The organism is Bacteroides ovatus, from assembly GCF_001314995.1.
In the GTDB taxonomy this organism is placed as follows: Bacteria; Bacteroidota; Bacteroidia; order Bacteroidales; family Bacteroidaceae; genus Bacteroides; species Bacteroides ovatus.
Window position 1 is genome coordinate 1,856,399 of sequence record NZ_CP012938.1, and the last position, 14,666, is coordinate 1,871,064.

Annotated in this window: 11 protein-coding genes; 2 read left to right on the forward strand and 9 right to left on the reverse strand. The window is 41.1% G+C overall.

The window, feature by feature from the left end:
* Positions 1–25: 25 nt before the first annotated feature.
* From Bovatus_RS07545 to Bovatus_RS07565, 5 genes are all read right to left on the reverse strand, one after another.
* On the reverse strand, positions 26–1,258 hold the full coding sequence (locus Bovatus_RS07545; RefSeq protein ID WP_004300603.1) for an MFS transporter: 1,233 nt from the start codon (positions 1,256–1,258) through the stop codon (positions 26–28).
* A gap of 6 nt (positions 1,259–1,264) precedes the next feature.
* Positions 1,265–2,905, reverse strand: a complete 1,641-nt coding sequence (locus Bovatus_RS07550; protein WP_004300604.1) for a sialidase family protein — start codon at positions 2,903–2,905, stop codon at positions 1,265–1,267.
* Positions 2,906–3,021: 116 nt separating this feature from the next.
* The gene (locus tag Bovatus_RS07555; RefSeq protein WP_004300605.1) at positions 3,022–3,933 is read right to left on the reverse strand and encodes a dihydrodipicolinate synthase family protein; all 912 of its coding nucleotides are present in this window, start codon (positions 3,931–3,933) and stop codon (positions 3,022–3,024) included.
* Between the two features lie 35 nt (positions 3,934–3,968).
* Positions 3,969–5,036, reverse strand: a complete 1,068-nt coding sequence (locus Bovatus_RS07560) for a hypothetical protein (protein ID WP_004300606.1) — start codon at positions 5,034–5,036, stop codon at positions 3,969–3,971.
* Positions 5,033–5,785 (reverse strand): FadR/GntR family transcriptional regulator, encoded by a 753-nt coding sequence (locus Bovatus_RS07565; RefSeq protein ID WP_004304171.1) that lies wholly within the window; start codon positions 5,783–5,785, stop codon positions 5,033–5,035. Before Bovatus_RS07565 ends, Bovatus_RS07560 begins: the two co-directional genes overlap by 4 nt.
* 295 nt (positions 5,786–6,080) lie before the next feature.
* Between Bovatus_RS07565 and Bovatus_RS07570 the strand changes: the two genes are divergently transcribed.
* Positions 6,081–6,644 carry a prolyl-tRNA synthetase associated domain-containing protein gene (locus Bovatus_RS07570; RefSeq protein ID WP_004300608.1) on the forward strand — a complete coding sequence of 188 codons (564 nt, stop codon included), beginning with the start codon at positions 6,081–6,083 and terminating at the stop codon, positions 6,642–6,644.
* Between the two features lie 626 nt (positions 6,645–7,270).
* On the opposite strand, the gene Bovatus_RS07575 is transcribed toward Bovatus_RS07570, so the two are convergent.
* From Bovatus_RS07575 to Bovatus_RS07590, 4 genes are read right to left on the reverse strand one after another with little or no spacing between them, the layout of a single operon-like run.
* Positions 7,271–9,691, reverse strand: coding sequence for an ABC transporter permease (locus Bovatus_RS07575; protein ID WP_004300610.1), 2,421 nt, complete (start codon positions 9,689–9,691; stop codon positions 7,271–7,273).
* Positions 9,688–10,404, reverse strand: coding sequence for an ABC transporter ATP-binding protein (locus Bovatus_RS07580; RefSeq protein ID WP_004300611.1), 717 nt, complete (start codon positions 10,402–10,404; stop codon positions 9,688–9,690). The genes Bovatus_RS07575 and Bovatus_RS07580 overlap by 4 nt, the downstream gene beginning before the upstream one ends.
* A gap of 12 nt (positions 10,405–10,416) precedes the next feature.
* Positions 10,417–11,664: an efflux RND transporter periplasmic adaptor subunit gene (locus tag Bovatus_RS07585; RefSeq protein ID WP_004300612.1), complete on the reverse strand. Its 1,248-nt coding sequence runs from the start codon at positions 11,662–11,664 to the stop codon at positions 10,417–10,419.
* 6 nt (positions 11,665–11,670) lie between these two features.
* Positions 11,671–12,972 carry a TolC family protein gene (locus Bovatus_RS07590; protein ID WP_004300613.1) on the reverse strand — a complete coding sequence of 434 codons (1,302 nt, stop codon included), beginning with the start codon at positions 12,970–12,972 and terminating at the stop codon, positions 11,671–11,673.
* Between the two features lie 326 nt (positions 12,973–13,298).
* Between Bovatus_RS07590 and Bovatus_RS07595 the strand changes: the two genes are divergently transcribed.
* The gene (locus Bovatus_RS07595) at positions 13,299–14,663 is read left to right on the forward strand and encodes a sigma-54-dependent transcriptional regulator (protein WP_004300616.1); all 1,365 of its coding nucleotides are present in this window, start codon (positions 13,299–13,301) and stop codon (positions 14,661–14,663) included.
* The last annotated feature ends 3 nt before the right edge of the window (positions 14,664–14,666 follow it).

The window sequence follows — 14,666 nt, forward strand, 5'->3', positions numbered from 1 at the left end:
TTAGAATGAATAAATTATATAAGGATTAATCTTTCATATCAATCGTTTTAGGTCGCAGACAAGTGACCAAAATGACCAGCATAACAAATACCAGTATAGCAAGCAACGCAAAATCGCGTCCCAAATGTCCGGCATCCATCGACTCACCCAGAAGGCTCGTAATAATAGCTCCGGCAAATACACCACACATATTCATAATACCATAGGCAGTTGCCCTGTAACGTGCAGACACAAACTGACAGAGAATAGGCATATTATTTGCGTCAAACATACCAAAACCTATCCCAAACAGCATAGCCCCCATCACCAGTGCGAAAATAGAATGACCATATCCGATAAACAACAAGGAAGGTATGATAAGCCCCAAACCCATAGCACCAGTATATACTCTTCCACGTACATTTTTTAATACCCAACGGTCGGATATATATCCACCTGCCAACACACCGAATAATGAGGACAAAGCTATAGAAATAGTAGACATAGGACCTGCTACCGAAATATCAATAGATAAGCTGTCAGAGAAAAGAGTCGGTAACCAGTTCTTTGCCGCCCATCCCGGGGTGCCCGGTACACAGAAATAAAATAAGATAATCCAGAAAAAGACATTGGAAAATAACATTCCCAAACTCTTCAATACAGGAATCTTTTTCATCTTCTGATTTTCAGATACACTTCCTCTCTCTTTATCACGCAGAAGAAATGCCAGAATAACACCATAACCCACACCTATAATACCAAACCAATGGAATGTTGTATGCCAGGAATAGATTGCTGCAAAAGTAGCTCCAAATCCACCGATAGCCTGTCCCACATACAACCCTGTCATATGTATTCCCACAGCCAACGAACGAGTCTTATCTTTATGAAAATCGGCAATCAATGACAAAGCAGCAGGTAAATACAACGCTTCACTAATTCCCATAATTCCACGCAACCAGTAGAGTTGATTGAAAGTGGTGGCATATCCCATCAAGTAAGTAACTCCTGACCACACACACAGACTACCTACAATCAACCATTTGCGGCTCATACGATCACCGACAATCCCCGATAAAGGACTCATCAGTCCGTATACCCACAAGAATACAGCCATCAGGCGACCGAAATTGGCTGCTGATTCCAATTCCCGCACATCCTCCATCATTGGAATTCGCATAGTGGAAAGCATTTGCCTGTCCATATAATTCAACAAGGCAACACCCCACAGCAGCCCAACCACTACCCAAGGATATATATTTGAAGTTTTATTATTCATGTCCGTTTACTTTAAAATCTCTATTAAATTGATTTTTATAAAAGCTAAATCCGACTGACTACTCTCATATAATATACCTATTGAATTTTCATCTATGGATGTAATGCAGGAATATCCAGTACTACGATATTGGTCGAAAAGAATCCAATGTTCTTCCGGCCAAGTCATTCCATCATCAAAACTAACTTTTAAAGTCAGATTATCTCTTGTCCCATAATTATTCGGATTTACAAACAGAAGCATGCTTTTCTTCTTTCCTTCTTCCATATACTCATGTCGATGCAGACTTGCCATACAAGTAGGTTCTACGAGTGCTCTCCGTGAAGTTGGATGTTCTTTCCAACTTTCTCCCAGATCAATAGTTGTGCAGATTCTACGACCGTTCACGTCTTTATTTCCTCTGTTCCGGTTATCACGCATGTTCAACATCAAGGCGCCGTCACCCAATTGTACGACACTACATTCCGTAACATCCTGATATGCAGGATTACTGGTCACCCACGTCTTTCCATGATCTTTACTATACGTAATATTCGAGAAAGGAAGCCCGTTTTCGTCACGTCCTTGTGTAGGAAATACCAACGTTCCGTCTGTCAACGTAATTCCCTGTCCGGGTGCAGGTGCAAATAACCACCATTCAGGGCGTTTCGTCTTTGAGGTTATATTATCCGGAAAGCCCCAGCTAAGACCATCATCCGTACTTTTTGCTATCATAAACTGGGAAGTTTCTTTTAGCCCTGTTCCTGGTTGAGAACCTCTACCTTTCCATTGATGTGTCCAGTTCGTACTGTTTTCATTCAGACCTTCTATCCACTTTCCGTCTTTATCCAGCAGACCGTGCATCCATAATCCGGCTACATAAATATCACCAGTATTTTTATCTACTAAAATACAGGCATCACTCACTCCATTGTATTTCTGTGGTAAACCTCCCCATTCCCTCATATCCAAAACAGTTTGAATGGGTTGCCAAGTTACTCCCTTATCTGTACTACGATGAAGAGCAATATCTATATTTCCCTGCAAATCACGAGGATAATCATAGCGGGCATCAAAAATGGCCAATAAAGTGCCTTTATTACTAGTAGCTAATCCTGGAATACGTGATGAGATACATCCATCCTGTCCTTTCTGTCGTACAGCTACTCCTACTCGTAAAGGTTTACTTGTTTTATCCAAAATTTTCAGATTGCCTTTCGTGGTTTTCACCCGGTTACAATTAACCTGAACACGATGATCCAGTGAAACCGTATCTTTCAATGTTACGGCTACCCAAAAAGACAAAGAATCCTGATTAACCTGCACTTCATTAGTAAATGACATTTTTTGTGTAGCGGGAAGTGCATTACAAAGTAAACGAGACGTATCTATCAGTCCATTCTTCTTCGCACCATATATGGCAACAGAAACAATATCTGCCACATTCGTGCTCCCCAATAAATCCAGATCTATTTGCCGGATAACATAAGGTTGATTATCTGTCCTGATTAAAGTTATCTTCATTACAGGATTTGCCGGTTTCTTTACCAACACAGGAATAACAGGTCTCTCCAGTATCCATTTTATGTCTTTACCTAAAGATGTGACTGGTGACACCAATAACAAAATCATCGAAAATATGATAAATATTTTCTTACTTACTTTCATAGTATCTTTATTTTAGGTAATTTTGAACGCATTTAACTAGATTGGAGGGGATAGACAGAAAGTAAAGTAGCTTACCCCAGCAATACACTTTTACTGTCATCTCCTCTTTATTATTTTCAGAATTCAAAGAATTTTATAGCGTCCAAATCACCTCTTAGTTTTTCATATTCATCAACAGAAAAAGGTTTTATCGGCAACCGGCAAGAACCGCAATCAATACCTATCAGCTTCATAATCGCTTTGCCACCGCGCACTCCGCCACCATATTTAATAATAACCTCCACGGTACGTATGGATTTTATCTGATTGTGGCGAGCCGTTTCCAAATCGTTCATTTTCATTGAATCAAAAATAGCCTGATAGACATTAGGTATATAATTATACGTACTTCCAACTCCTGCTACAGCTCCCATAGCCAAGCCGGAAATAAGAATTTCATCATAACCATGCAATACTTCAAACCGATGTTGCTCCAACTCTATGCAAACTCCCATCTCCATCAGGTTATTATGAGTAAACTTAGTACCCACCAGATTAGGTATTTTCTTTTTCCCTTCTACCAAAAACTTATCCACCGGCAAATTAACCCCTGTAATCGATGGCATATTATAATAATAGAAAGGTAAGCCAGCAGCAGAGTGGCAAATAGGTGCAAAAAAATCAACTAATTCATCTACTGTTCCCGGTTTAAAAAAAGAGGGAGCAATTGAAGCAATAGCATCGGCCCCTACTTGTGCAGCATGACGTGCCAGTTCCATTGCACTTCGTTGACAGTTTGAGCCTACATGAGCTATGACCTTGAATCGCTTACGGGCAGAAACGAGCCATTTTTCAAGAATTAATTTACGCTCATCGATCGTCAATGAAGAAAATTCACCGGTTGTGCCGCACACAAATACCCCTTTGATAGGAGTCGATGCTATCCAATCAGCATATTTATCAATAACAGATAAATTTACGTCCCCATTCTCATCCAATGGGGTGAAGGTGGCCGCAACCATACCTTCCAGTTTTTCATAATTGTTCATAGTGCATTTAATTAGATTGTTATTTTACTTTATTTTCAGAAAGTTCCTTTCAAAATTAAGGGAGTTCGTATACCAGGTTGTATTTCACCGCTTACCACGTAAACGTCATTCCCCATATAAACCGCATTTGTCGTAACAGGAATAGGATAAGGGCAGTCTAAAGAATCCACCAAAGAATTTGTTTCTGTACTGATGACTCGTAGCTTACGGCTAAATCCCGGATGCTCGGGAGATGTAGGTAGTATTTCTTCAACTCCTCCCAGTAGTATTATCTTGTCTTTTTCATATGGAATAGCAGTCCCCGCCATTACAGGAAAATTACCAGCTATTTTGCTCCATTTCCTGCTACCTGGTTCATATACGTACCCCTCCGTATATTCTACCATCACTTCATTCGGAGCATAACTCCTTCCACTAAAAAGATAGAATCGTCCTCCCTGAACTACACTCACCGCATAGGCGAGCGATGGTCCCTCCCAACCGGGCATCTTCTGCCATCCTTTTTCTTTATGCAATAAATCAAGCATATAAAAATGATTGGTCGACTGTTCATTTGTCATAGTTTCCTGCCCCCCAGCAATATAAATACAGTTATCCCCAATAGCCCCCGTTGCATTTGCCAACGGAACCGGTAAAGCCGGATAACTAACAGAATCTACTACAAATGAAACGCCCTCTTTTTTTATGAGAAAAACTTTATCGCTACATTGCATACGATCGCATCCTCCAATACATAATAACCCTTCCGGCAAGCATATCGAAACTCCATAAGCTAATGGGCTGTTAAGGAAATCATCATAAACAGTCCACTTATCCATGTGCAGATCATAACTATATAAAGTAGACCACCAAGTTTTAACTCCTCCCTCCCAAGGATATTTATCAGGAAAGTTGGCTCCTCCCAGCACTAGTAATTTATCCTCTACTATTCCTGAGTATGCACCAGCCAATCCAACGTTTTTCAGCATACCGGTACATCCCGGAAGTAACAATGAGTTTTCCCATTGCATTACTATCTTATTTTCTCCTTTTCTCGAACAAGCCGTATTCATATATGATAAAATTAAAGATAAATATAAAATAAAAAAATACTGTTTTCTCATATACTATCTATCCTTTCTTCTTCGTTTTTCTCTGCCATCAATTCCAGACTCCGGTTCACTTTAAAAATCTTATAAACCTCAAAATGTCTTTCAATGGCATCACGATAGCCTTTCTCATCTCCTTTTCTTATAAAATCCAATAAATCAGCATGAGTAGCTATTCTGCCGCTTTTACTCATCTCTATATTTATAGGTTTTAAGTAGTCTTTGAACTTTTCTTTCACATAGACAAGTATAGGATGAATGATTTCCTGAAATTCAGATATTATTTTATTTCCCGTAATTTTGTATAGTTTTGTATGAAAAGCCGATTCGCTGATTAACGCATACTCGTTATTCTCGAAAACAATTCCCATTTTCACAATCTCGCTCAATTCCTCAATATCTTTAGGAGTTATCTTACGGAAAATATCACTTGATATTCCTATTTCAAGTGCGATTCTGAAATCCAATAAATCCAAAATTGTTTCTTCACTCAAAACACGAGGATCTATCACTCTTTTCATTCCACCTAAAATGGAAGGTTCAGTCAAAACCATTCCCTTACGAGGGCGCGCATGAATCAGTCCCATCATTTTCAAACGGCTCAAAGCTTCTCTGACAACACTTCTTGCAACTCCTAATTCTGCGGCCAGATTATTCTCATTGGGAATAGAATCTCCACATCTCAAATCATTCTTTTTAAAGTAGGTAAGTAAGCTGTCTTCTACCTGATCGATCAATGTTGTTTGATTAATTTCTATCTTCATATTATTAGATTTTACCATTTGTAGTATTTGTCTGACAAATAATACAAATGCAATATTAAGAGATTTTTTTTAGAATACAAGGGCATTATAATAAGAAAATGCACATTTATGTTGAAAAACATACTTTTAGTACATATTGAGCTCTCATTTAGAACAATAGCAAGAGCAGAGATACTCATTTTAAACATAGTAGCGATATCTACTTATTATAGTGAAGGCATAAATTCATAAGATAGGATACCCAAAAAATAAGCAATTAAAGATACAGACAAAATCACATATAAAAATCTAGGTTATGTCTATTGTATCTTTTATCTTTGCAACAATCAAAAAAAGCGATTATATGAGTCCTGATTCAGAATATACAGAAACACATGAGAATAAAATCTATGCCACTCTTGACAAACTGGGAATAGCGTATCAAAGTCTACACCACCCAGCCATAATGACTATGGAGGAAGGAGCAGAAATAGCCCAAAAGCTAGGTTGTACTTCATGCAAAAGTCTGTTTCTGACTAATAAACAGCAAGAATACTTCATGCTCTTATTGCCTGCAAATAAAAAATTGAAAACAAAAGAACTTGCCGGGCAGATAGGTAGTTCCCATCTCTCTTTCGCTTCCGAAAAGGCAATGGAAAATCTCTTGTGTACTTTTCCGGGGGCTGTCAGTATTCTAGGTCTTATCTACGATAAAGAGAACAAAGTACAGCTCCTGATTGATAAAGAAATTCTTGAATCAACATATATAGGATGTCATCCATGCGTAAACACATGCAGTCTAAAAATCAGGTTGGAGGACATTCTTAAAATACTATTGCCCAAAATCAGTCATCAGAATTTTAATATCGTGGAGTTATAATCCGAAATTACAAAGTCGTACATTCTGCAAAAAAAACGAACATTTAAGCTAGTTTCACGACTTAATTAAAGTACATGTCTTGTTCCTCGGTGAGAAACACATCGTTGCACACCGAGAAACGGGTCGTTCCTTTTAAAGGAACGGGGCTTTGGTTTTAAACCAAAAAACAAGCCATATAATCAGCTAAATATCAGCGTATTATCAGATTGCTATTCCAACTAATAAGCATATTGGAATTTTATTGACAACTTACGATAGGATGGGAATGATAGAATAACAGAAAGGATAGAAAAATTCATTTTAAACATGGTGACGGTATCCACTTATGATAGTGACGGTATATTCGTGGGATAGGGTAACCATCCCGACCGGATAGTGACGCTATGTTTTTGCTGGGAAAAGAGCATAAAAAAAGGCTATCTATCCCAGACAGCCAATCTTTTGTTAACCTTAAATCTAATACTATGAAAAACACATTGCAAAGATACGGACTTTCTGCATATCTCCAAATTTTCAGGCTCAAGTAGCGTATCTTATAACATGGTTTAATAGAAGTAACAGTTTCGTTAACATTTAACATAAATCCATCGGATATTAACAAATATCCGATGGAGTAGATTCAGAGATTACTCATATCGCAATGAACGAGCAGGTTTGCTCATTATTATTTTCATTGTCTGGAAAGCCACTGTCACAAATGAGATAAACAGCATCAGCAATACAGGTACTATAAAGAACCACGCTTTGAGATCGGTACGGAAAGCATAATGGCTTAACCAGGCATTCATACTAAACCAAGCTACCGGAAGAGCTATAACAACTGCAATCAAAATCAACTGGAAAAATCCTTTGACCAACTGATAGAAAAGATTCCAGCGGGAAGCTCCCAACACTTTACGTATTCCCATCTCTTTGGTGCGGGTGGAACAGGAAAACATGACTAATACCCAAAGTCCGAGACAGGAAATAAAGATTGCCAATCCGGTGAACGAACCGATCATCGCTCCGAAAACCTCGTCTTGCCGATATTGGTGGTCGAAGAACTGATCGAGGAAGAAATAATCAAAGCTGGAATCCGCAAAATACTGATTCCAGATCTCTTGCACTTGAGATACCAGTTCACGGGGATTTCCGGAAGCCATCACAACAGAGATATAACGCTGGGGCAACCAATCAATTTTATCTTTATGAATCAGCATGATAGGTGTATAGTTCTTGCTCAACGCCTGCTGATGATAATCTTTCACCACTCCGATAATCTGCATCGGCGCATCAGTACATTCCACTGTTACCAACTCGCCTATCGCCTCATCATTGGAAGCAAATCCCAGATTACGTACAGCTGTTTCATTAATCACCAGTTTATCGACATCATCACCATATTCTTCGGAGAAACTTCTTCCGGCTACTATCTGCAAACCGTATGCATCCGCATAATCAGGATCACAAGCCAGCATCTCATAAAGACGGTTCTGCTTCAAAGCGTCATTGGTGCGACGATTGGAAAGGAATGTGGCCACTTCTTCGCCCGGCACGGCACCGGAAAAAGTAACCCGATGGACCAGAGGAAGACGCGCGATTGCTTTTTTCATTGCTTCCAACTTGATATTCTGCCCCTCTGTATGTCCCGGAAACTTAACCACTAATGTCTGGCTGGTTTTCACTCCCAAAGATTGATTGCGCATAAAATTCAGCTGTGCAAAAACAATCAATGTAACACAAAGTAAAATCATGGAAGCTGTATACTGGACAACCACCAGTACCTGACGGGTTCGGTCGCCTGACTTGCTATGCAAAAACTTCCCTTTCAACAAGGTTATAGGTTTGCGATTCAACAAAGCCAATGCCGGATAATACCCGGAAATAAATATTCCGGCTATAAAAACGAGAACCAGCAAAATCCACCAGTAATCCATGAACCAGACAGAAAACGTAACTGTACGTCCTACCAATTGGTTGAAATGTGGAAGAACCAGTTCTATTAATCCCACAGCTAATATGAAAGCTATCAGATTCATAACCAAGGCCTCAAACAGGAATTGATAAATCAACTGTTGGCGGAAAGCTCCCACTACCCTGCGCACTCCCACTTCTTTAGCACGCTCCATCGAACGTGCTACGGTCAGATTGATATAGTTAATCCAGGCAATAACCAGAATAGCGACAGCCGCAAAAATCAGGGCGATCATAGCAGAACGATTTCCTTTGGTTTCCGTCTCATAGCCTATCTGTGGGGTGAGATGTATATCTGCCAAGGGAATTAAAGACACGCCCCACGTCTTATTTTTCAGTGCTTCCTCTGTCTTGTATTTCTCCGCCATCACAGGAAATTCTTTTTCTATCTCCGCTTTTCTTTCCGGTGAATCGAGCAAAACATACGTATAGGCTTCATGCTTATACCAGTATTCCTGCATATATTGAGGCAGAGAGGCATAGGAAATCAGAAAATTATAATGAATGTGTGAGTTGGAGGGCATTTCTTTCATGACTCCGGTCACTTCGCACGATACTTTATCATACGTTCCGGTAAAGATCAGAATTTTGCCGATAGGGTCTTCATCTTTGAAATACTTACGGGCAATACGTTCGGTGATTACCACTTGCCGGGGCATGGAGAGACAAGTCTTTTTATCCCCTTTCAGAAGTTCGAAATCAAAAAGACGGAAGAAGCCCGGATCGGCATAGGCTATCTGATTCTCCCGTAATGTCAGTTCGCCATATTTCACAATCTGCTCCGGTTGGAGATGGGTAGCGATACGGGTATAATCTTCGATTCCGGCAAGATTCTCTTTCATGGCCGAGGCATATCCGAAAGAGCTGGTCGCCCAGTAATCGGTCAGGACTTCCCCTTCATGAAAAGTACTTTGCACCCGATAGATATGGGCATATTTCGTGTGCATTTTATCAAAGCTGAACTCAAAAGTGACATAGGTTAGCATCAGTAATGCCGATGCCATTCCGATTGCCAATCCAAAGATATTGATGAAACTGAACTTCTTCCGCTTCATCAGATTCCGATAGGCACTATTCCAGTAATTCCCTATCATACGGTTTCGTTTTTAGATGACGTTTTCTTTTCCAGCGGACGGTTGATGTTTTCGGCTACAATCTGTCCGTCCAATAGTTGGATGACCCGGTGTGCATACTTCGCATCCCGCTGTGAGTGGGTGACGATAATGATTGTGGTTCCCTGACGGTTGAGTTCGCTCAACAGTTCCATCACTTCGATGCCATTCACCGAATCCAGATTTCCGGTAGGTTCGTCGGCCAGCAGTAGTTTACATTCGGTCACTACGGCACGGACAATGGCTACACGCTGTTGCTGTCCGCCGGATAACTGCTGGGGATAATGATTCGCACGATGTAACAGGTTGACTTTTTCGAGCACTTTATTGACTCGTTCTTTCCGTTGGAGAGTCTTCATACCCAGATAGACAAGTGGCAGTTCCACATTCTCATACACGGTCAGTTCGTCAATCAGGTTGAAACTCTGAAAGATAAAGCCCAGATTACCTTTCCGCAAAGCAGTCAACTGGTTTTCAGTCATTTTATCGACTTGCTTCCCCTCAAAAAAGTAAGAACCGGAAGTCGGAGAATCCAATGTACCGAGAATATTCAGCAAGGTGGATTTGCCGCATCCTGACGGTCCCATTATCGCTACAAATTCTCCTTGTTCCACCTGTAAGGTGACATCATTCAATGCTTTTGTCTGCACCTCTTCTGTGGTGAAAAGCATAGATAGTTTTTCTGTTTTAATCATAATAATTATTCATTATTTTAGTATTAGTTTCTCATTGTCTCCAAATAATTCATACCCGGATATGATTACTTTCTCACCCGGAGACAAACCGTCTGTCACCTCGTAATACAGTGGATTCTGCCGTCCTATCTTCACAGGGCGCCGCGTGGCAAATGTACCACTTTCATCGACAACGTACATCCATCGGCCCCCGGTAATTTGAAAGAATCCGCCACGGGGAACCAGAATAGCTTGTGCCGGATCACCCAATTGCAGGTTTATGTGATAAGTCTGTCCGGCACGGATATTCTCCGGTCGTTCGGATATAAAATTGAGGTCTGTACGAAACTGACCGTCTTTCACTTCAGGATAAGGTTTAGTCACTTCCAGTTTATAGGTTCCTCCGTCACGGGTAAAGTCGGCAGGAAGTCCGGGAAGTACCCGTTCTACGTAGTGCTCGTCTATCTGTGCCTGTACTTTAAGGTCGGAAGTGATGATTTGCCCGATATGTTCGCCGGCAGAAATAGATTGCCCGATTTGCGCATTCAGGTTTCCTACCTGTCCGTCAATCGGAGCTTTCACTTTCAGGTTTTCCAAACGCTCACGAACCAATGCCAAGCTCCGTTTCATATTACGTATATTCTCGTCAAGACTGCCTATCTGACTTTCCCGAAAAATATGATCCTGCCGGATACGTTCGTCAATAACAGCCAGTTGCTCTTTGGCTGCTATATATTCTTCCTCTGCCTGGCGATAGTCTTCACGTGCTATCAGTTGTTCGTTTACCAAACGTTTATACTGCTCATAACGGCGTTGCTTCCCGATAAGCTCTTTATTCAGGCCGATACGTTCTTGTTTCAGTTGCAGTCGTTCCTGCTCCATACTAATCCGGGTATTACGCAACTCGTTTTCCTGATAAGCAAGATCGGCTTCACTCTGCATGATACCGATATTGAGCAATGGGTTGCTAAGACGCAGAATCACATCACCGGCCTTTACCATAGCTCCCTCTTCTTTCAGGCGCTCTTCCACACGACCGCCCTCGATGGCATCCATATAGATAATCCGGCTAGGCATGACCTGACCAATCACACGGATATAATCACTGAACTCGGCCTGCTCGACAGTAGCAATTGTCAGCCGGTCTTTCTCCACTGCCATAGAAGAAGCTGTATCTCTGAAAATAAAATAGGCAATCACAGCAAGTCCGAGCATTACCCCACCGACCCAATAAAGACGTTTGCGATTGATGCCGGGTTTTCGTTCAATAAGTGTATCCATAATGGTTTATAAAAAAGTTCCTTGTCGATAATATTTTTCTAGTTTCATCATCATTTCTATTTGCAAGCGTACACGAACCAGTTCTGCTTTGGCAGCAATAAACCGGTTACGGGCTTCCATCAGTTGAAAGACGGAAATCAATCCCTCTTCCCATTTCCGTTCGGATTCTTTCAGTACCAGTGTTTCAGCGTCAAGTTGTGATAATGCCTGCTGATGTTCACTATATCCGGTGTGAAGAGAAAGGAGTGTTTGCTCAATATCCGTATATAATTGTTGTTTTTCAAGTTCTTCTTCGTTTTTGAGCCGATACATATTCAATTTCAGCTTGCGCTGATTGGTCAAACGTTGCAAACCGCTTAGCAGGGGAAAGGAGATGCCAACACCCACATATTTTCCTATATTATCACGCAATTGTCTGGCCGAGAAAGCTGTATTATAATAATTGGAACCGACGGTGAAACGAGCAAAGACAGAGGGTGAGAAAGCTCCTCCCGCTATCGCATACTCTTTATGAGCTGCTTTTTGTTTCAAATCAATCATACGTATGGAGGGCAATATTTCGATAGATTGTGCGTATAGAGTTTCCACAGTCGAAACAGAATATGGTGGTAATTGGGATGCTGTAATCGTATCCAGAATAGCGAGTGTGTCGCCCGGCTGGATATTCATTAATTGTTTCAGATGCAATAAAGCGATCCGACTGCTATTTCCGCGCGACTGATAACGATAAATATCTCCCTCCCGGCGTGCTTTCACCTCCTGTAAATCGGAAGCTGATTTCAATCCCAGTTCCACGAAGACCTCTGTCTGTTTCAAATACCTTTCGCTCAACCGGCTTTGTTCCAAAGCAAGATCGAGCAATTTTCTCTCCAGAATCAGTTTGTAATAAGCATCCGTCACCTGATAGGCCAGTTCATTCTGTTTCTCTTTCAGCTCCCATTCACTACGTTCTTTGTTCATTTTCCGGAAACGCACCTGATTGATACGCGAAAAGCCTTCAAATAAGGAAAGTGTCATATCAAGTCCCACCGTTCCCTCTTCAAAAGATTCACTGGTATACCCATTGGTGTCAGGATCCAGCGAACGTCCGAATCGTTTGCCTGTTTCCGCATTAACCACTATGTGCGGCAGGAAAGCACCGACAGAAGCTATATAATCCGCTTTCGTTTCCTTTATGCCGATAACTCCGTTACGTACAGCCGGATTCTGTTTATAAGCCAAACGAATGCAATCGTCCAAACTCATAGCGGATTGGGCTAGCAGGAAAACCGGCACTGAAAGCAATAGTAGTAAAAGAAATCTTTTCATCCTTTATAATATATGATTGTGTGATAGCAGGATGATAAAAGCAAATGCAATGCCACAAATCATAAATAATTGATTATAAAACAAATAGAAATTACATAATTCTTCCACCGTCCAAAAATTAAACGCCCTAACGTCCAATAATTGGACATTACCGAGAGAATCCCTCTATTCTACCCCATTCTAACTCGTTCTGACTCATTCCAGCATAAACTTTGTATGAAAACGTCTAATTATTGGACACTCCCTTGCAAAGAAAATCAAAAACAGATACCTTTACCCGGAAACTTAAAAGGAACATTCAACGGACAGAGCCCCCAATCTTGCGTATGGAAACAGGAACGATTTTAATTGTAGACGACAATAAGAGTGTATTAGCCTCACTGGAGTTATTACTCGAGAATGTGTTCAGCACAGTCCGCACAGCTGCCAATCCTAATCAAATCACGACCATCTTATCTACCACTCCGATTGATATTGTGATTCTGGATATGAACTTTTCAGCAGGAATCAACAATGGTAACGAGGGACTGTACTGGCTGAAACATATCCATGAAATCCGCCCTTCACTGCCCGTTATTATGCTAACCGCCTACGGTGATGTAGAATTAGCCGTTAAAGCACTGAAGAATGGTGCAACAGATTTTCTACTAAAACCATGGGATAACCACATACTGATACAGAAAATAAAGGAAGCCTATCAAAACAATCGTCCAACCCATCATAAAAACTCTCCCAAATCAACCCAGAAAGCATCCGGTGATGAAAATCTGAATAAGTCAGAAATGTTGATCGGTCATTCCCCTGCAATGCTACAGCTAATTAAGGTAGTTACTAAAGTCGCCAAAACCGATGCCAATATCCTGATAACCGGAGAAAACGGAACAGGAAAAGAGATGTTAGCCAGGGAAATACATCGCTTATCTTCACGAAACACCCGTCAGTTACTTAGTGTCGATATGGGGGCTATCAGCGAATCGCTCTTTGAGAGTGAACTCTTCGGACACGAACGTGGAGCGTTTACTGATGCTTATGAAAGCCGTCCGGGTAAATTCGAAGCCGCCAATGGTGGTTCGCTTTTTATGGATGAAATCGGAAATCTCCCTCTTGCATTGCAGGCCAAACTACTGACTGTACTACAAAACCGAAATATCACCCGAATCGGAAGCAACAAAGTGATTCCCGTTGATATCCGACTCATCTCCGCCACCAACAAAGACATACCGGAGATGATTAAAGAAGGTTTGTTCCGCGAAGACTTATTCTATCGCATCAATACCATCCATCTGGAAATTCCCCCTTTGAGAGAACGGGGAGATGATCTATTATTATTCATCGATGCTTTTCTTCATCGCTTCGCTTCCAAATATCAACGACCGGAAATGCGAATGCATGAGCAAACGATTGAAAAGCTACGCTCCTATCATTGGCCGGGCAATATCCGGGAACTGCAACACACCATCGAAAAGGCGGTTATTTTATGCGAAAGCAACGTGATACGTCCTAAAGATATTCTGGTGAAACAGACTTGGAAACCACAGACAGTCCAAGCGGTGCCCAATCTGGAAGAAGTGGAACGACAAGCCATCGAGACGGCCATCTTGCAAAATAATGGAAACCTGACTGCTGCGGCCGAACAACTTGGTATCAGCCGACAAACGCTCTACAATAAACTGAAACGATTTAAGCCCTAAGCC

What these genes read in the sequence shown, in the direction of transcription:
- Bovatus_RS07580 (WP_004300611.1), bottom strand. Translation starts at nt 10,404, where the DNA reads ATGATTAAAACAGAAAAACTATCTATGCTTTTCACCACAGAAGAGGTG.
- Bovatus_RS07555 (WP_004300605.1), bottom strand. Translation starts at nt 3,933, where the DNA reads ATGAACAATTATGAAAAACTGGAAGGTATGGTTGCGGCCACCTTCACC.
- Bovatus_RS07550 (WP_004300604.1), bottom strand. Translation starts at nt 2,905, where the DNA reads ATGAAAGTAAGTAAGAAAATATTTATCATATTTTCGATGATTTTGTTA.
- Bovatus_RS07560 (WP_004300606.1), bottom strand. Translation starts at nt 5,036, where the DNA reads ATGAGAAAACAGTATTTTTTTATTTTATATTTATCTTTAATTTTATCA.
- Bovatus_RS07545 (WP_004300603.1), bottom strand. Translation starts at nt 1,258, where the DNA reads ATGAATAATAAAACTTCAAATATATATCCTTGGGTAGTGGTTGGGCTG.
- Bovatus_RS07585 (WP_004300612.1), bottom strand. Translation starts at nt 11,664, where the DNA reads ATGGATACACTTATTGAACGAAAACCCGGCATCAATCGCAAACGTCTT.
- Bovatus_RS07565 (WP_004304171.1), bottom strand. Translation starts at nt 5,785, where the DNA reads ATGAAGATAGAAATTAATCAAACAACATTGATCGATCAGGTAGAAGAC.
- Bovatus_RS07570 (WP_004300608.1), top strand. Translation starts at nt 6,081, where the DNA reads ATGTCTATTGTATCTTTTATCTTTGCAACAATCAAAAAAAGCGATTAT.
- Bovatus_RS07590 (WP_004300613.1), bottom strand. Translation starts at nt 12,972, where the DNA reads ATGAAAAGATTTCTTTTACTACTATTGCTTTCAGTGCCGGTTTTCCTG.
- Bovatus_RS07575 (WP_004300610.1), bottom strand. Translation starts at nt 9,691, where the DNA reads ATGATAGGGAATTACTGGAATAGTGCCTATCGGAATCTGATGAAGCGG.
- Bovatus_RS07595 (WP_004300616.1), top strand. Translation starts at nt 13,299, where the DNA reads ATGGAAACAGGAACGATTTTAATTGTAGACGACAATAAGAGTGTATTA.